Source organism: Serratia sp. Res13-Sevr-LER1-36-b (genome assembly GCF_015673035.1).
GTDB classification, from domain to species: domain Bacteria; phylum Pseudomonadota; class Gammaproteobacteria; order Enterobacterales; family Enterobacteriaceae; genus Chania; species Chania fonticola_C.
This window is the reverse complement of the sequence record NZ_JADACK010000005.1, coordinates 155,044-172,972: the sequence shown is the minus strand read 5'-3', so window position 1 is coordinate 172,972 and position 17,929 is coordinate 155,044. Positions and strand designations below refer to the sequence as shown.

Sequence of the window (17,929 nt, the reverse complement as noted above, 5' to 3'; positions counted from 1 at the left end):
CGTCATCAGGATCTGGCGGAATCTGACGCAGTCTCAGCCGCACGCAATTGCTGCAACAGCTTTTGTCTGCCGTAATAGCTCTTGACCCACGTTGCCAGACAATAAAGCCCAAGCGCGGCCTCGATCGAATGATATATGGGGTCAAACTCACCGGTAAAGAACTTAAGCAGAGCCATTCCAAGCGTGACAACGCCCCCGATCAACAACCAAGTCATCAACTTGGTCAGTTGGCTAATTTTCTGTTGCAGTTCATTGCTGACCTGTGTGGTATTTTCCATTTAACTTCCTTGTTGTCTCACGGCACTGCCGCTCAGATTACTGACAAAGTGGCAATTTTGCTGAATTGGTGGGGTTGCACATATTTGACCATAGGGGCGCCGCATGCCGCGCCCGCTTAACAACGTTATGCGCCTGTCGGTGAATGTCAGCGGCTGACTTTTACCGCGGTGCCACTGACGCTGACCATCAGCATGGTGCTGTCTTTACCCACGGTTTGATAATCGATATCGATGCCGACTACCGCGTTAGCCCCCAGTTCTTTGGCCTGTTCCTGCACCTCCTGAAAGGCCAACTGACGCGCCTTGCGCAGTTCTTTCTCATAGGCTCCGGAACGGCCGCCAACGATATCACGCACGCCAGCAAAGAAATCACGGAAAATATTGGCACCCAAAATCGCCTCACCGGTGACTACGCCGCAATATTCGGTGATGGTAAACCCTTCCAGGGTGTGGGTAGTGGACAACTGCATCAAGAACTCCTTATAAAATCAAATCATTGCTGCATTATGACAGCTAATTTAAGCGGATGTTCTGTGGCACTTATCTCTAAGTAAAAACGGACAGATTACGATAGTGGGGGTACCATTGCCGTAAACAATTGAAACTGGTGTAATCAGGCAGGCCGAACGATGCTGAACTTTCGGCCCGTGTAACGAAGGCAACCCCTTGGTCATATGAAAACTAGCCAATATTTACCGAACCACCGCCAATTAGTACACCGCCACAGCTGACTGCATCACCCGTTCTCGCTGCGGGTTGCCCATCGATAAAAACGCTGGATGACCCCCCGCTGATATTTCGGTCATGCCCATGAGCAGCCAAAACGTCGCCTTTCCGAGCTAACGGCAGGCCATCAACCTTCACCGTTGTGGATCCAGTGATAACGGGTGTCGGCGGATGACTACCGTGGCCGGTATCTTTATCACCAATTTTAACGGTATTGCCCATAGTTTGGGTTCCCTCTAAACTAGTTTTATGGCTACATTGTAGCAATCCAATGAATTGCCACAATCACTTATTCATGACTATCTGACGATAACAACTTTCCCATCAATGATAGAAAAGTATGGGTTATATGAATAAGGGTAATCCCCATCAGAATCTTGGAATTTTAACGGTGATATCTGATAGATACCTCGCCCAAATCTGAAGACCCGCCCATTACAATAAGTAATTAGCTTATATGGTTCTAATTCAAGATCGATAAGAGATAGGTTTTTATCAAGAACTTTTTCTGGTAAATTATATGATTCAAATATAGTATCTGCAGAAACTCCCTCAGCCACTCCCATTTCTTTACTGGATATGACCGTTAGCTTTTTTAACATATTGATATCTCTACTTTTCATTGCACTCCAAACTTCCTTGTAAGCACTTCTTATTTTTGGAAGATCGTTTTCAGAAACAGGAGTAGCATGCACCCACGCCCATGTAGGCAACCCACTCAGCGTTATTTTTCGGCCAACTCGATACAAGTCTTGCTCTTTACTTTCTGCGGATTGGCTTTCATCTACACGCCCTTCATTCAACAAACCATCGTAATTTGAAGAAGAGGAGGCTTTTATATTACCTTTTTTATCAACCGATAAGATAAGAGATGTAACCTCTTGGCTAGAGTTCGCAGTATCTTTAGTAATAGTTAACTGGCACATTGAGTCTAGGTAAAGTGTGTTCTTATCGTTAGGATCTATAGAACCCATCCTAATTTCGATACTATTCTCTCCATTCTCAATAAATGAAGTGATATTAAATCCTGTTGATATCGTTCCACTTGCATAAGTGAGATTATCAATAACAGGGAAATCATTTACTTTGGCCATACACGCACTACGTTTTGTGTTGAATGAGACTAAATATTTCATATCACTCATCGTTTCAGCCCTTAAAAAAGAAATGCCAAACAAAAAATTAAAAAGCACACAATTACAACAAAACACAACGATAAGTTGAGTTTTTCTTTTCCAATTCATCATGAATTATCCACTCCTTATTTACACCTTGGGATTTTTTAGCCTGAATATCTTTGGAAACAGAAGATGGGGCTGAACGCCCACTTCCATTAGCTCCATTTTTATCTTTGTTATCGACGGCTACTCCAACCGAATAACTCGCCCCCACCTCAACTTTAATACCCTTATGATAAAATATCATTTCAATTCTATCCTGCGGCGTACGATCAAATGCAATTATCCCCACTGCGGTTCCTGTTCCTTCAACTACAAAGGCACCTTCAAAGCAGTAAAACTTGACGCCAGCCCTAGCATTAGCCTTTAATGAAAGCTCTAACTCAACCTCATTTGTTCCATCTACACGCCAATTCCATGTCTTATGAACGTTGCTTTCAAATGCCAACGTTATAAAAGCCTTCACGTAGGCAATCAGATTAAATTCCAGCCCTGCATAAGCCCCATTTTTCCCTGACATAACAGAGTTTTCACGAGCAGCAAGTTGCTGTCTGATAATATCAGTAACAGATGCTACTCCATACCAGGCGGCAAAGGCCTGTAGTAAATCCAATTTGATCTGCAACCCAACTAATGGTTTAAGGCTTACAGAAACTTTACCTTTCATATAAACCTGATGGGTTTTATCATCCTCAGTTAGCTCCCCACCTCCGCTAATAACTAGTTTTGGAAACATAATTTCCGCATCAAGAATTTTATACTTGGTTCCTGTACCCTCACCAGTCGACAATGCTTTCCCAACCACATCCATGGCTTTCATCGTATCTTGAAGTATTGTTAATTCCTTTGCTCTTTTTGTAAAATTCGCTTTCAAATTTTGGCTAAAACTATATTCATCTTCTTGTCCCAACTTATATGAGAGTTTCCCTTCGGCTTCTAACGTATCAGTAATCGAGTATTTGGATAGTGTAGTCCACCCTCTGGTACCTCTTTGTGACATTCCGGCTTCACTATTTTGCCTGCGCCGTTCAGCCTTTAGCTCTGTTTCGCTGTACTCTATCACTTTCTCGCTTGCCGCTATTGTGAGGTTTATCACCCAAGTATAATTAGGATAGACACTAATCACAGTCCACAAGCGATCGCTAGGAGCGATATTATACAACTGCTTAAACCCATCGGCAAAGTTAAGCTTCTTCTCGACAAAAGGCTGACCTTGGCATTGCCCAACACGGAGGATATACTGACTTTTTGGTAACCAATCTACTGCACCTTGATTCAGTATATAACGACTAATGAATTCGACGGAGTCTATTTTGGCAAGATTATGGGTTTGCTCGGTGTCATAATTAACATCATAACTGGTACTTCCCCGAGTAAAGGTTTTCAGTGTACGCCCTTGCTCAGGTGAATAAATCAATCCCTTAGGACACTCTGGATTATGAGAAACACAACTCTTGCCTACCAGTGATAATTTCAATGGTAAAGGGTTCGCGGTTTTATTGATCACTGATACTAATGATATAAAGTCACCCTGCTTGTATTCATACACCCGCTTATCGATTGTCAATGTCAATGAGTGAATACAAGTATCCGGATTTTTACAATTACATTTTGGTGAGCCTGCTGGCAAACTGGTCATACAATATCCTTATTATTATAGGGGAACGTCACCCAATTCCTGGATCAGCAGCGTTTCGGCTTTATATCCGCCTTCTTCGCCTGCGGCGCAGAGAACATATCTGAAATTGCTGGGAATAGTTTCCAACGCCAGACAGCCCCGCTGGTAGAACAAAGAAAACAACCCACGGATACTCCGATCGTCCACAATCCCTTGCTGTTTCAGCCAGCGGAAGGTTTCCGCTATCGTTGCGGCTTCTATTTTCCTATCGTGCCCACTCCAGGCTTCGATCTTCTCAACCAACCCGTCGATATACCTTTTCTCAAACACCAAACTCAACTCATCTAGCTGTTCACGGGATATCCGCATCATTTTACGATGGGAGCTACTCCCTGATGGAAACTGTTCCCTCAGGGCGGTAAAACGCTCATCACGCAGCTCTCCTTTCCAGTGAGTTGCTATCGCATCTACCGGCCCCAGAAATGTATGTTGCTCCCAAGGAGAAAGTACCTTCAGTAACGCCCAGATATTGCGCGGATCGTAAAAACGGAAAAATACCGGTTTTTCCTCATCCGGAATTTGTACATGGAGATATTTACGCAAATGTTGACGCAACGCTTTCATCTCGGCTTTGCTTTCCAGCCAGATCCCCCAGGGGGTGGACCGATGCATCAACCACTGACGGCTACCTTCATTTATTTGCACCAGGTAAGGGGCTAAACACCCAATATCTTCTGCAATGGGCTCCGCATACAAACTGGCATTAGGCGGGTCATAGAGCTCCAGCATGGTAAATAATTCTGGTTCTGCTGCGGCATCAACAATCGCCCAGTTCATTGCCTCGTTCATCCTTGTTTATCCTCCTGCGGGCAATGCGCAACAAATAACGTCCCCTGAGCAGCTGCCGCTTTTAAAATTGCCGGGTCCGCCGGTATCGCCAACTCCCCGGGGCTAGCACCGGAGTTGAGATTAATGGATGGCCCTTTAATATCAACTCCCCCAGCATGCACTACCACCAAACTGCCGCCAACCCGCAGCGTCAGTTTGCTACTGCTCTGCAACGTCAGATCGCCATTGCTGTCTACGCTGAATACACCACTGATTTTCTGCGCCAGATCGCCCTTTACTTGTACACCTAGATCGCCTTCCGTCATCGCCAGGCTGTTGCCGGTGATTTTCTGATGCTGATTACCTTCTACCGTAACTTTACGATCGTTGGCAACGGCCAGTTCTTCATCATGCCCGATGCTACTGCTTCGGTTGTATTCCACCCGCTCATCTTTAGAATTGAGCACCCGTACAGCCATATTCTTCTGTGCATGGATGAAAACTTCTTCTTTATCTTTCTCATCCTCAAAACGCAGTTCGTTAAAACCCTCACCCTTATGAGTTTGTGAACGGATCGACATCTGGGTCTTGGTTGCCGGTAAATTACCCGGAGGCAGATTGTTAGCGTGATAGGTACGCCCGATAATCACAGGTTGGTCCGGATCGCCGTTCAGAAACTCGACTATCACCTCATGGCCGATACGAGGAATGGCTGACATTCCCCACCTAGGCCCCGCCCAAGGATGTGATACCCGAACCCAACAAGAGCTTGTGTCATCGGTTCTTCCTGAAAGATCCCAGAGAAAACGAACCTTGACCCGACCATAAGGATCGCAAAAAATCTCCTCACTCTCGGGCCCAGTGACAACCGCGATCTGCGCGCCATCAATGCGCGGTTTCGGCAGTGAAAGTGGACGCCAGGTCTGATTATTGGGGATAAACGCAAACTGGCTCGTCACGGTTGTGCCCTGTCCCCCAGATGGTGTTTCCAATGCTTGAGGTTGTTGCCCAATATGGGTGGCCTGGGTGATTTGCCAACGTGTATTCAGGGCGTCTAACGGATGGTTTTCCAAGATAAAACGCACTCCGGGCTGAAGTGCAGTGCAATTACTCGCCCCCTCCCCCTGATGCGCATCGTTTCGCAGCGCATGTAAACGCCAACGTGCAAAGGACTCCCCTGGGTCTGCCTTATATCGACCAGGATAGTCATAATGAAAATATCGGCCTGGCTGATGCTCATCATCTCGAGCCCGATCACGATATTCTGCCGACCAAAGGGGATTTTTAAAGGTGTAGTCTTTTAACAATACATCAGAAGGTCGCAGACTCTCCCGGCGCTTAAACGTGGTAACACAGAGCTCATCGAATGAGCTTTGTTGTTGATTCGGGTAATAGGGTAATATCGGCCCATCATTCAGCGCGGCACAATCATCGGAAAAGACTAGCGTGTGCGCACCATCGTTATGCTCAAAGAAATAGTAAATGCCTTCTTCAGCAGCCAGGCGATTGATAAATTCCAGATCGCTTTCATTATATTGGACGCAAAACTCCCGCACGGCATGAGGGAAGCGCAAAGCATGGGCATAGTCGTTAATTCTATTTTTCTTTAACAAGGTTTCCAGAATTTGCAGAAAATCTTGTTGCTGGAAGATACGTGAATGTCGCCCTAAACCAGCTCGCCAGAGTGCGGGACGAATGCTGAGCCGGTAACGTGTTTGATGCAGCCCCGCATCCCCTTGTTCAATAGAGGTGACAATCCCATTGACTATGCGCTGTACTTCGGTGTCACGCCAAATAGTCAGGGTAGCGACATTATCCAGAACTGAGCGAAACTCCACACTGGGTTTGGCACTGGCGGCGTCAAGTTCGAGAGTAAAAAGGCTGGAGAATTGCTCATGTAGAGTAAATCCCGATACGACGAATGTTTCAGCTGGCAGATCACCGATATTCAGGGTAAACCGCAGACCTGTTGCATCCTTGCTTGTACTCAACATATGATTTCCCTTTATAGAAAACGCGACAGCATCAAACGCGAAATGGCCTGGCATTTCCCACAGGCAGAAGATAATACTCTAACCAAAACATAAGGATAACGAGGAGAAAACAACAGGTCAATGACTTACCTCCTCCCTATTACGTACGAGAAAAGCTGTATATATTATAATTTTCGCTAAACTATATTTTTACACTAATAGGAAGGAGGAAAAACGAATTTTATTCTGGTTTTACGACGTAGCAAAATTCCACTTTCTTTAAATAACAGCACGTTAATTTATGATCATTAAAAAATATCTATTGTGCGACGCCGATCTACGCATTTTGCACATTTTTCAACCAACTTAACATTGCTGTCTCTACTCACCCGCAGTTGACAACTGCATCAAGAACTCCCCATAAAATCAATCCATTGCGATGCTATGAAAAACCATTTAAGCGGATGTTCTGTGGCACAATGGCACACAGCACCAATGCAAGGACCAAAAACGCCTTTATACTGTAGGCTAGTCCCGTGGTTTTCGGTCTTCATGGTTGAGAGACTTTTACATAAGGTTATGAGATGAAAACAAAAACGCTTGCTGTTGTTTTACCCTTGGCCCTGTTCTTAAGCGCCTGTACCACCGTCGAGCCGGCCTTTAAGGATGTTGGCGTCCGTACTGGCGCCTGCGTAGAGGGTGGCCCGGATACGGTGGCCCAGAAATTCTATGACCTGCGCATTCAGCAAGGCCCAAGCACCGCACTGCCGGACAGCAGCCGCCTGGCACAGTTGCAACCTTACCTGAGCCAGGTGCTGTATCAGGATCTGGTCAGTGCCAGCCAGCACCCTGGCAAACACACCATCACCGGCGATCTTTTCTCTGGCAATGCCCAGGGGCCAACCAGCGCAACGGTTGCCAGCGCTTCCACCATTCCTAACACCGATGCCAAAAACATCCCGCTGCGTGTACAGCTCACTCACCAAAAAGAAGGTGCCAGTGCAATCAGCTGGCAGGACGAAGTGCTGATGGTCCGTGAAGGTACCTGCTGGGTGGTTGACGACATCCGCTTCCTCAACATCCCGCCGCATGCCGCCAGCGGTACGCTGCGTCAGGTCCTTGAGAACCAGTAACACCAAAATGGCAACCGGGTGTATCACCTTCCCGGTTGCCAATTATCTCCCATCAGAAATGCTCAAAACTCCATCACCTTGAGAAAAATAGCTAGCTATCTCACAGTGTGCGCGACAAATCCGCCATTCAGCCAGCGCTCACGGTATCTTCTGCTATTATTTAGTCATTCTGCGACGTACTAATAAATTTTAACTCACAAAGATTGCATAAGTATTCTGTGGAAGTTACCATTCCCGGCATCAATGTCTATTCAATTTCAGCGCATGAGTATTCAACTAAAAGATATCAACTGCTTTTACGGCGCACATCAGGCGCTGTTTAACATTACACTGGATTGCCCTGCCGGCGAGACTCTGGTGCTGCTTGGTCCAAGCGGCGCGGGTAAGAGTTCGCTGCTGCGGGTGCTTAACCTGCTGGAAATGCCACGCTCTGGCCACCTGCAAATCGCGGGCAATCAGTTCGACTTTAAACAGTCACCGGGGGAGAAATCCATCCGCGAACTGCGCCAAAACGTGGGCATGGTGTTCCAGCAGTACAATCTCTGGCCACATCTGACCGTGGTGCAAAACCTGATCGAAGCGCCCTGCCGCGTACTTGGCCTGAGCAAGGCACAAGCGATGGCGCGTGCCGACAAGTTGCTGACCCGGTTACGCCTGACTGATTTTGCCGATCGTTTCCCGCTGCATCTCTCCGGTGGCCAACAACAGCGCGTAGCCATTGCCCGTGCGCTGATGATGGAGCCTCAGGTTCTGCTGTTCGATGAGCCTACGGCCGCACTGGATCCGGAAATTACCGCGCAGATCGTCAGCATTATTCGCGAGTTGGCGGGCACCGGTATTACTCAGGTGATCGTCACCCATGAGGTTGAAGTCGCGCGTAAAACCGCCAGCCGCGTGGTGTATATGGAAAATGGCCATATCGTCGAACAGGGCGATGCCAGCCACTTTGCACAACCGCAAACCGTAGAGTTTGCCAATTACTTATCACACTAATAGCGATATTTGCTGTTCTCAGGGAGTTTGCGATGAAAAAACTACTAATCGCCGCCGTTCTGGCTGGCATCAGCGTTTCTGCCTCAGCAGCCGAAACTATTCGTTTCGCTACCGAAGCTTCCTACCCTCCGTTCGAATTTGTCGCGGCGGATAACAAGATCCAGGGCTTCGACGTCGATCTGGCCAACGCTCTGTGTAAAGAGATGCAGGCTGAGTGTACCTTTACCAACCAGGGCTTCGACAGCCTGATCCCAAGCCTGAAGTTCAAGCGTTTCGATGCCGTGATGGCCGGTATGGATATCACCCCTGAGCGCGAAAAGCAGGTGCTGTTCAGCAAGCCTTACTACGATAACTCGGCCCTGTTTATTGCCGAGAAAGGTAAAGTGGCCGACGTGGCCGCGCTGAAAGGCAAACGCGTTGGCGTGCAAAACGGCACCACGCACCAGAAATTCCTGACCGATAAACACCCGGAAATCACCACCGTGGGTTACGACAGCTATCAGAACGCCATTCTGGATCTGAAAAATGGCCGTGTTGATGCGGTGTTCGGCGATACCGCCGTGGTTAACGAGTGGCTGAAAGAAAATGCTGCGCTGACCGCAGTGGGCGATAAAGTGACGGATAAAGACTACTTCGGTAGCGGTCTGGGCATTGCCATGCGCCTGCAAAATACCGAACTGCAGGGCAAATTCAACGCCGCCCTGGATAAAATCAAGCAGGATGGGACTTACGAAACCATCTACAAAAAATGGTTCCAGCAGTAATCATTATCCATGAATGAAATCCAACCTTTAGCTAGCGCCGCCGGGATGACCGTCGGCCTTGCCGTTTGTGCCCTGGTCCTCGGCCTGATCCTGGCGATGCTGTTTGCCGTCTGGGAGTCATCCCGCTGGAAAGCGGTCAGTTGGCTCGGCACCGCCTGGGTGACCCTGCTGCGCGGCTTGCCAGAAATTCTGGTGGTGCTGTTTATCTACTTCGGCTCCTCACAGCTGCTGATGATGCTGTCCGACGGCTTCGTCCTGAACTTCGGCCTGTTCCAGTTACCGGTGCAGCTGTCCATCGACAATTTCGAAGTCAGCCCGTTCCTGTGCGGCGTTATCGCCCTGGCCCTGCTCTATTCTGCCTACGCATCGCAAACGCTGCGTGGGGCGCTGAAAGCGGTGCCACTGGGTCAGTGGGAATCCGGCCAGGCTCTCGGGCTAAGCAAGACAGCTATCTTCTTCCGCTTGATCATGCCGCAAATGTGGCGTCACGCGCTGCCGGGGCTGGGCAACCAGTGGCTGGTGCTGCTGAAAGATACCGCGCTGGTGTCGTTGATTAGCGTTAACGATTTGATGTTGCAGACCAAGAGTATTGCCACACGCACCCAGGAGCCGTTTACTTGGTATGTGATTGCGGCGGCAATCTATCTGGTGATCACCCTGCTGAGCCAGTACATCCTTAAGCGGATCGAGCTGCGTACCACGCGTTTTGAGCGGGGGCCTGCCTGATGCTTGAATTCATCCCCGAAATCATCAAAGGCTTGCATACCAGCCTGTCGTTGACGATCGTCGCACTGATTGTTGCCTTGCTGATGTCGCTGGTGCTGACGGTGATCCTGACGTTAAAAACCCCGGTGCTGACGCAGTTGGTGAAGGTCTACATTACGTTGTTCACCGGTACGCCGTTGCTGGTGCAGATCTTCCTGATTTACTACGGCCCTGGCCAGTTCCCGGCGATCCGTGAGTATCCCTGGTTGTGGAACCTGCTTTCGCAACCCTGGCTCTGCGCGATGATTGCGTTGGCACTGAACAGTGCGGCCTACACCACCCTGCTGTTCCATGGGGCGGTACGCGCTATCCCGGCAGGCCAGTGGCAATCCTGTGAAGCACTGGGCATGTCACGCAAGCAAACTCTACGTATTCTGCTGCCATATGCCTTCAAACGTGCCTTGTCATCCTACTCCAACGAAGTGGTTTTGGTGTTCAAGAGTACCTCGCTTGCCTATACCATTACCCTGATGGAAGTGATGGGCTACAGCCAACTGATGTATGGCCGGACTTATGACGTGATGGTCTTCGGTGCCGCTGGCATTGTGTACCTGTGCGTCAATGGCCTGCTGACGTTACTGATGCGTATGGTTGAACGCCGCGCATTGGCGTTTGAACGGCGTAACTGAGCCAAGCCTCGCTGAACTAGCCCTGCCATGCGCAGGGCTTTTTTATGGCCAAAAATAATTTTCTAGTCATTTATATTGAATAATAATTCACTAAATGGCATTGTTATCGGCATAGCCACTCACAATACCCTTGGGGCGTTGTCAGAAAAAAAGGTGGCGAGACAACAATCAAATTTACGACAGGAGCCGTACCGATGAAAAAGCTGTTACTTGCTGCCACCATTCTCGCCGGGATCACCTTTAACGCTGCCGCCGCAGACACTATCCGTTTCGCCTCTTCAGCGACCTACCCGCCGTTTGAATCTCTGGATGCCAATAACCAGATCGTCGGTTTCGATATCGATTTGGCCAAGGCCTTGTGCAAACAGATGCAGGCTGACTGCACCTTTACCAACCAGGCCTTTGACAGCCTGATCGCCGCGCTGAAATTCAAAAAATATGATGCGGTGATTTCCGGTATGGACATCACGCCAGAGCGTAGCAAGCAGGTTACCTTTACCCAGCCTTATTATGCCAACTCGGCCATCGTCATTGCTCAGAAAGGCAAGTTCGCTACGCTGGCGGATTTGAAAGGCAAAAAGCTGGGGATGGAAAACGGCACCACGCATCAAAAATACATGCAGGACAAGCACCCGGAAATTAATACCGTATCTTATGACAGCTACCAAAATGCCGTGCTAGAGCTGAAGAATGGCCGTATTGATGGCGTGTTCGGTGACACGGCGGTAGTTAATGAGTGGCTGAAGAATAACCCGGAACTGGCTGCCGTAGGTGAACACGTAACCGATGCGCAGTACTTTGGTACCGGCCTGGGCATTGCCGTACGCCCGGACAATCAGGCACTACTGGCCAAGCTGAATGCTGCGCTGGATGCGATCAAGGCGGATGGGACCTACAAGGTGATCAACGATAAGTGGTTCCCACAGTAATCCCCTCACCCCAACCCTCTCCCACAGGGAGAGGGAGCTTATAGCCCCTGCTCTTTTGCAAGTAAAGAGCTCATCTCAGCAAACTTGATCGCCCCTCATTCAAGGCAAGTCACTACTATTGAAACACACTGGATCAGCTCTTTTGCAAGTAAAGAGCTCATCTCAGCAAGCTCGATCGCCCCTCATTCAAGGCAAGTCACTACTATTTGAAACACACTCGATCGGTTCCCTCTCCCTGCGGGAGAGGGTTAGGGTGAGGGGCCGTTATTTCCGGATCAGCAGCGTCAACACTTCGTAATGCGCAGTATGCGGGAACATATCAAATAGCTGCACACGTTCAACGCGGTAATCCGGCAACATCGCCAAATCCTTCGCCATACTTAACGCATTACAGCTGGAATAAAGAATATATCTCGGCGCCATGCGGTTGAGATAATCACACAGCTCATTGCCAATCCCCCGGCGCGGCGGGTTCACCAAGACCAATTCAGGAACCTCTCCCTCGGCGGTGGCAAATCGGGTCGAATCCAACGCCTGAAAATCCACCTGCTGTAAGCCGAGAGTTTGTGCCGACTGTTTGGCACAGGCAATCGCCTCTGCGCTGATTTCAATGCCAGTCAGCCTGGTTTGCGGCTGTGCACAATGCAACCCGAAACCGCCAACGCCACAGAACAGATCCCACATGCTGGCGATACCCAGCGCCCGTACCCAATCCCGTGCGGTGGCATACAGTTGGCTAGCCACCTGCGGATTAGTTTGAAAAAAGCTCTGTGGGCGAATATATAACGGCACTTGGTTGAACCGCTCTTCCAGTGCCTGCTGTTCGGTCAGCGGGACTTCATGCTCGCCTTCCATGATCGCCATGTGTACTGGCTGAATATTGGCGGAGATCACCTTCAACTGCGGCAACTGTTCTTGTAACCAAGGCAAGGCCGCACGCAGTTGCGCCAGTTTGCTGTCAGAACGCAGTACAAAGCGCAGCATCAGGCCGCCGCTGAAGGTGCTTTCCGTCAGTAGTAAATATTTCAGTTCGCCACGTTTGCGTGCCACGTTATAAGGCGTTAAACCGGCGCGAGGGATAAAGTCTTTTAATACCGCGAAAATCGGGGCAAAGCTGGCCGGATACAACGGGCAATCACACAGGTCTACCGGCGTGCCATCACGGTGCAACATGCCAAGCAAAGGTCGCTCAACGCTACCGCTGACCACCATTTTCGCCTTGTTGCGAAATGCACTCTGTTCACCCGTCACCGGTTCCAACCACTGCGCGACATCGCGATCCGCCAGCAAGGATTGCAGATGATGTTGTTTTTCTTCCAGTTGCTGGGGATAAGGCTTTTCCAGCCACTGACAGGAACGGCAGGTACCCGCCGAGTACAAAGCGCAATGCATGAATAGTAACCGTTAACTCAGGATGACCAATGAGGGCGCAGATTGTATCACCCAACGCGGACAAAAACTTATTTACGAGGTCAGAACAAGATAAAACGCCGCCCGGTCAGGCGGCGTTTGAGGCTCGATTAATCGTCAACAGCATCAGCCACGAGCGGCCCTTTGCAGTTCACGCGCGCGCTGTTTTTCCGCCCGCGCCATAAACCACCAGGCGATAAACCCGATGATCCCCACCACCAGCAGGATCAGCGTCGCCAAGGCGTTGATCTCCGGGTTAACCCCCATACGCACGCTGGAGAATACCAGCATTGGCAAGGTGGTGGCCCCTGGCCCGGCCACGAAGCTGGCAATGACCAGATCGTCCAACGAGAGAGTAAACGCCAGCATCCAGCCCGAGATCAGCGCAGGGGCAATCATCGGTAAGGTGATCACAGAAAACACTTTCAGCGGCGTCGCGCCCAGATCCATCGCGGCCTCTTCGATCGAACGATCCAACTCTCGCAGACGCGAACTGATAACGACCGACACATAGGCAGTACAGAAAGTGACGTGCGCCAGCCAGATGGTGAACATCCCGCGCTCAGAAGGCCACCCAAAGGTGTGCCCCATAGCCACAAACAGCAGCAGCAGCGACAAACCGGTGATCACATCTGGCATAACCAGCGGTGCGGTGAGCATAAAGGCAAACCCGGTCGAACCCCGGAAACGCCCAAAGCGCACCATCACCATCGCGGCAATGGTGCCGAGGATCACCGCCGCCGTGGCGGAAGCCGCCGCAATGGTCAAACTCAGGCCAACCGCGCTGATCATCGCCGAATCGTGGAACAGTTCGATATACCAGCGGAAAGACCACCCCGCCCAAACGGTAACCAGCTTGGAACTGTTGAACGAGTAGATCACCAGCATCAGCATCGGTGCGTACAGGAAGGTGAAACCGACCACCAGAATCGCTATGCGCCACGGTGAGCGCACTACCGGCAAGTTATTCATCCCTGCCCTCCCATTTCCTTGTTCTGGTGCTTGTGGAACCAGAGAATAGGTACAATCAGCAACAGCAGCATCACGGTCGCAACCGCCGAGGCGACCGGCCAGTCACGGTTATTGAAGAACTCCTGCCATAGCACGCGGCCAATCATGATGCTGTCTGGCCCGCCGAGCAGTTCCGGGATCACAAACTCCCCCACCGCCGGGATAAACACCAGCATCGAGCCGGCAATGATACCGCCACGCGTTAACGGCATGATCACGCTGAAGAAGGTTTTCAACGGCTTGGCCCCCAGATCCAGCGAGGCTTCAACCAGTGAGTAATCAAGGCGCGTCAGCGCGGTATAAATTGGCAACACCATAAACGGCAGATAGGAATAAACGATGCCGATATATACCGCCAGATTGGTATGCAAGATCACCAGCGGCTGATCGATTACCCCCAACCACATCAGGAAGTTGTTCAACACCCCGTTGTTCTTCAGTATCCCCATCCAGGCATACACACGGATCAGGAATGACGTCCAGGAAGGCAGGATCACCAACAGCAGCAGTATGTTGCGGGTCGATGGTTTACTGTGTGCCACCGCCCATGCCAGCGGATAGCCGATCACCAGGCAGCACAGCGTTGAAACCGCCGCGATCTGCAAGGATTGCAGATAGGCATCGATGTATAGCGGGTCATCGGTCAGTTGCAGGTAGTTGGCAAAGTTCAACGCAATATCGAGTTTGCCATCTGCCCAACTCATCAGATCGGTATAAGGCGGTACCGCCAAGGCCAGTTCAGACAGACTGATCTTGAACACGATCAGGAACGGCAGCATAAACAGTAGCAGCAGCCACAGCAGCGGCAGCGCAATCACCAGCTTGCGACCATGGGCCATCTGCAAACGTTGGATAAACGCCTTAATCGGGCCGGGTACTCTTGCCGGAGGCTCCGGCGAACGTTCAGAAAGCAATGTCATGGTGGTTACTCCTCACTTTCTCAACTACACCGTCAGAACCACACAGCTGTCGGTTTCCCAACACAGGCGCACTTCATCACCCCAGGTCGGCATGCCTTTGCGGAAGCGATGACCATTCTGCAGCTGCGCACTGATCATCTGCCCGCTGAGCAACTTCACGTGGTAGATCGACAGATCGCCAAGATAGGCGATGTTCACCACCTCTCCCACCGCAAAGTTGCAGCCGTCTTCCGGCACTTCCTCACACAGCATGATCTTTTCCGGGCGGAGCGCGACCTGAATAGGCACACCGTCCACCACCGATGAATCAGGATCGACCTTAAGCGCATGGCGTAAACCCGGGCTTTGCAGGATCAATGCATCGTCCCGCCGCTCCTGCAACACGCAATCGAACACGTTGACCGAACCGATAAACTCGGCGCTGAAACGGCTGTTCGGGTGCTCGTAGATCTCTTCCGGCTCACCGATTTGCACAAACTTGCCGCGATTCATGATAGCGATACGGCCAGCCATGGTCATCGCTTCTTCCTGATCGTGGGTGACCATGACGCAGGTCGCGCCCACGCGCTCCAGGATATCGACCACTTCCAGCTGCATGCGATCGCGCAGTTTTTTATCCAGCGCGCCCATCGGTTCATCCAGCAGTAACAGCTTCGGCCGTTTGGCCAGGCTACGCGCCAGTGCCACACGCTGGCGTTGCCCGCCGGAAAGCTGGTGCGGCTTACGCTTGGCGTATTCCTGCATATGCACCAACGTAAGCATTTCGGTGACGCGCTCGTTAATTTCCGCGCGCGGCATTTTGTCCTGCTTGAGGCCAAACGCGATGTTCTGCTCCACCGTCATATGGGGGAACAGCGCATAGGACTGGAACATCATATTGACCGGGCGCTGATATGGTGGCACATGGGACATGTCCTGGCCATCAAGGACAATTTGCCCTTCCGTCGGCTGTTCAAAACCGGCCAACATGCGCAGCAACGTCGATTTTCCGCAGCCAGAAGGCCCCAACAACGCAAAGATTTCGCCCTTGTAGATCGTCAGGCTAACGTCTTCTACCGCGTTCTGGCCGTCAAAGGTTTTGGTGAGGTTACGGATTTCCAGCAGAGGGGTGAAAACCTTCTGCGATTTGGCTAGCGGACGAGGGATAACATCGTTCAATCGGGGTGCTCTCCGGCTAAAGCAGTACGACCAACCACAGCAATTGCCATGGCCCAAAATGGCAATGCAGGCGGGTTAAACCCACCTGCTTATCAATACCGGGCTCAGCATACTGAGCCCCTACACTTATCAATACCCTATGAATTTCGAGCTGTAGCTAGGCGACAAGCTTGAAACACGACGGGTCTTTACTTCCCGCTTTTAACTTTAGTCCAAGCCCGGGTAATGACACGGTCAAGTTTCGGCGACTGTACGTTCAGCGTGTACAGTTTGGCGCGAATATCTGCCGGTGGATAAACGTTCGGGTTATCACGCACCTCGGCATTCACCAGCGGCGTGGCATCTTTTACCGCGTTGGCATAAAACACGTGGTTGCTGATATCCGCGATCACTTCTGGCTTGAGCAAGAAGTTCAGGAACTGGTAGGCCGCATCTTTGTTTTTGGCATCGGCTGGCATCGCAAACATGTCAAAGTAGGTCAGCGCCCCTTCTTTTGGAATGGAGTAAGCCACGTTGACGCCATTTTTGGCTTCTTTGGCACGGTTGGCGGCCTGCATGATGTCGCCAGACCAGCCAATGGCCACGCAAATATCCCCGTTAGCCAGATCGTTAATGTACTGGGAAGAGTGGAAGTAGCGGATATTCGGCCGCAGCTTCATCAGCAGATCGTTGGCCGCACCGGTGTAATCTTCCGCACTGGTGCTGTTAGGATCTTTGCCCAGATAGTGCAAAACGGTGGCATACACTTCGCTTGGTGCATCCAGGAAGGAGACACCACAGCTTTTCAGCTTCTCCAGGTTTTCCGGCTTGAGGATCAGATCCCAGCTATCGACCGGGGCATCTTTACCCAGCACCGCTTTGACCTTATCGACGTTATAGCCAATGCCGGTGGTCACCATCATGTAAGGGATACCGTACTTATTCTCCTTGTCGTTATGCGCAACCAGTTGCAGCATCTCGGGATCAAGGTTTTTGTAATTAGGTATCTTGCTCTTGTCCAGAGCTTCAAAAATACCGGCTTTGGACTGGCGCTCAAGGAAGTTGGAGGAAGGAACCACCAAGTCATAACCGGTGCTGCCCGCCATCAGTTTGCCTTCCAGAACCTCGTTGGAATCAAAGACGTCATACACCACTTTGATGCCGGTTTCTTTCTGGAATTTGGCCAGGGTATCCGGCGCAATGTAGTCGGACCAATTGTAGATGTGCAGCGTATTGTCTGCGGCCGACGCGGTAAGGCAAGCCGTCATCAGCAAGCCGCCAACCACACCCGATAACCACTTTTTACGTTGGGTGACCATCCGTAACTTCCTCCAAAACAAGGGGTAAATTTGTATCCTGAAAGGATACAACGCCTTTGATTAGCCGAGCGCAATCGTTGCGATCGCGAGTGAATAGCTATGCAGTTGATTGCATGCAATTTTCTCACCTGCCAGCCCACGAGGTCACAAACAGGAGCGTGAGCTTTTAGCAAGATCAGCAGCATAACCGGAGTTGCCAGACGGTGCCAGCCTCCAGGGTAAAAAACGCCGTTTATCGATTAATTATGCACGGGGTCTGTATGTGATGCGGCAATAACGCCCTAAAAGACGATAAATATCTGGCAATAAGGGGAGAAA

General features: G+C 50.5%; 18 protein-coding genes. 6 read left to right on the top strand and 12 right to left on the bottom strand.

Going from position 1 to position 17,929, the window contains the following annotated elements; genetic code table 11:
- Window positions 1-5 precede the first annotated feature (5 nt).
- The 7 genes from IMQ33_RS01935 to tssI all read right to left on the bottom strand — a co-directional run bounded on the left by IMQ33_RS01935 (window position 6) and on the right by tssI (window position 6,622).
- Window positions 6-278 (bottom strand): hypothetical protein, encoded by a 273-nt coding sequence (locus IMQ33_RS01935; protein ID WP_161739054.1) that lies wholly within the window; start codon window positions 276-278, stop codon window positions 6-8.
- 146 nt (window positions 279-424) lie between these two features.
- Entirely contained in the window at window positions 425-748 is a 324-nt protein-coding gene (locus IMQ33_RS01930; protein WP_024486192.1) for a heavy metal-binding domain-containing protein, read from the bottom strand.
- 211 nt (window positions 749-959) lie between these two features.
- Complete coding sequence (locus IMQ33_RS01925; protein ID WP_065685351.1) at window positions 960-1,226, bottom strand: type VI secretion system PAAR protein; 267 nt, start codon at window positions 1,224-1,226, stop codon at window positions 960-962.
- A 77-nt stretch (window positions 1,227-1,303) separates the two neighbouring features.
- Window positions 1,304-2,251, bottom strand: a complete 948-nt coding sequence (locus IMQ33_RS01920; protein WP_230326848.1) for a hypothetical protein — start codon at window positions 2,249-2,251, stop codon at window positions 1,304-1,306.
- Window positions 2,202-3,821 carry a hypothetical protein gene (locus IMQ33_RS01915; RefSeq protein WP_196062884.1) on the bottom strand — a complete coding sequence of 540 codons (1,620 nt, stop codon included), beginning with the start codon at window positions 3,819-3,821 and terminating at the stop codon, window positions 2,202-2,204. The genes IMQ33_RS01920 and IMQ33_RS01915 overlap by 50 nt, the downstream gene beginning before the upstream one ends.
- A gap of 15 nt (window positions 3,822-3,836) precedes the next feature.
- Entirely contained in the window at window positions 3,837-4,649 is an 813-nt protein-coding gene (locus IMQ33_RS01910; RefSeq protein WP_196062883.1) for a DUF4123 domain-containing protein, read from the bottom strand.
- Window positions 4,646-6,622, bottom strand: coding sequence for a type VI secretion system tip protein VgrG (tssI, locus tag IMQ33_RS01905; protein ID WP_196062882.1), 1,977 nt, complete (start codon window positions 6,620-6,622; stop codon window positions 4,646-4,648). The genes IMQ33_RS01910 and tssI overlap by 4 nt, the downstream gene beginning before the upstream one ends.
- Window positions 6,623-7,185: 563 nt before the next feature.
- On the opposite strand from tssI, the gene IMQ33_RS01900 reads away from it, so the two are divergent.
- The 6 genes from IMQ33_RS01900 (at window position 7,186) to artJ (IMQ33_RS01875) (ending at window position 11,814) form a co-directional block, all read left to right on the top strand.
- The gene (locus IMQ33_RS01900; RefSeq protein ID WP_074028920.1) at window positions 7,186-7,734 is read left to right on the top strand and encodes a lipoprotein; all 549 of its coding nucleotides are present in this window, start codon (window positions 7,186-7,188) and stop codon (window positions 7,732-7,734) included.
- A 264-nt stretch (window positions 7,735-7,998) separates the two neighbouring features.
- Window positions 7,999-8,727 (top strand): arginine ABC transporter ATP-binding protein ArtP, encoded by a 729-nt coding sequence (gene artP / locus IMQ33_RS01895; RefSeq protein ID WP_098931676.1) that lies wholly within the window; start codon window positions 7,999-8,001, stop codon window positions 8,725-8,727.
- A 32-nt stretch (window positions 8,728-8,759) separates the two neighbouring features.
- Window positions 8,760-9,491: an arginine ABC transporter substrate-binding protein gene (gene artJ / locus IMQ33_RS01890; RefSeq protein WP_021804969.1), complete on the top strand. Its 732-nt coding sequence runs from the start codon at window positions 8,760-8,762 to the stop codon at window positions 9,489-9,491.
- 9 nt (window positions 9,492-9,500) lie between these two features.
- Window positions 9,501-10,217: an arginine ABC transporter permease ArtQ gene (gene artQ / locus IMQ33_RS01885; protein WP_021804970.1), complete on the top strand. Its 717-nt coding sequence runs from the start codon at window positions 9,501-9,503 to the stop codon at window positions 10,215-10,217.
- A complete protein-coding gene (gene artM, locus IMQ33_RS01880) occupies window positions 10,217-10,885 on the top strand; it encodes an arginine ABC transporter permease ArtM (protein ID WP_024529840.1) in 669 nt (222 codons plus the stop codon). The genes artQ and artM overlap by 1 nt, the downstream gene beginning before the upstream one ends.
- A gap of 194 nt (window positions 10,886-11,079) precedes the next feature.
- Complete coding sequence (gene artJ, locus IMQ33_RS01875; RefSeq protein ID WP_196062881.1) at window positions 11,080-11,814, top strand: arginine ABC transporter substrate-binding protein; 735 nt, start codon at window positions 11,080-11,082, stop codon at window positions 11,812-11,814.
- 264 nt (window positions 11,815-12,078) lie between these two features.
- On the opposite strand, the gene rlmC is transcribed toward artJ (IMQ33_RS01875), so the two are convergent.
- The 5 genes from rlmC to potF all read right to left on the bottom strand — a co-directional run bounded on the left by rlmC (window position 12,079) and on the right by potF (window position 17,611).
- The gene (gene rlmC, locus IMQ33_RS01870) at window positions 12,079-13,206 is read right to left on the bottom strand and encodes a 23S rRNA (uracil(747)-C(5))-methyltransferase RlmC (RefSeq protein WP_196062880.1); all 1,128 of its coding nucleotides are present in this window, start codon (window positions 13,204-13,206) and stop codon (window positions 12,079-12,081) included.
- Window positions 13,207-13,350: 144 nt separating this feature from the next.
- Window positions 13,351-14,196 (bottom strand): putrescine ABC transporter permease PotI, encoded by an 846-nt coding sequence (gene potI / locus IMQ33_RS01865; protein ID WP_021804974.1) that lies wholly within the window; start codon window positions 14,194-14,196, stop codon window positions 13,351-13,353.
- Window positions 14,193-15,155 carry a putrescine ABC transporter permease PotH gene (gene potH / locus IMQ33_RS01860; RefSeq protein WP_021804975.1) on the bottom strand — a complete coding sequence of 321 codons (963 nt, stop codon included), beginning with the start codon at window positions 15,153-15,155 and terminating at the stop codon, window positions 14,193-14,195. The genes potI and potH overlap by 4 nt, the downstream gene beginning before the upstream one ends.
- A gap of 24 nt (window positions 15,156-15,179) precedes the next feature.
- Complete coding sequence (potG, locus tag IMQ33_RS01855; protein ID WP_065685359.1) at window positions 15,180-16,313, bottom strand: putrescine ABC transporter ATP-binding subunit PotG; 1,134 nt, start codon at window positions 16,311-16,313, stop codon at window positions 15,180-15,182.
- 188 nt (window positions 16,314-16,501) lie between these two features.
- A complete protein-coding gene (potF, locus tag IMQ33_RS01850) occupies window positions 16,502-17,611 on the bottom strand; it encodes a spermidine/putrescine ABC transporter substrate-binding protein PotF (RefSeq protein WP_098927872.1) in 1,110 nt (369 codons plus the stop codon).
- Between the last annotated feature and the right edge of the window lie 318 nt (window positions 17,612-17,929).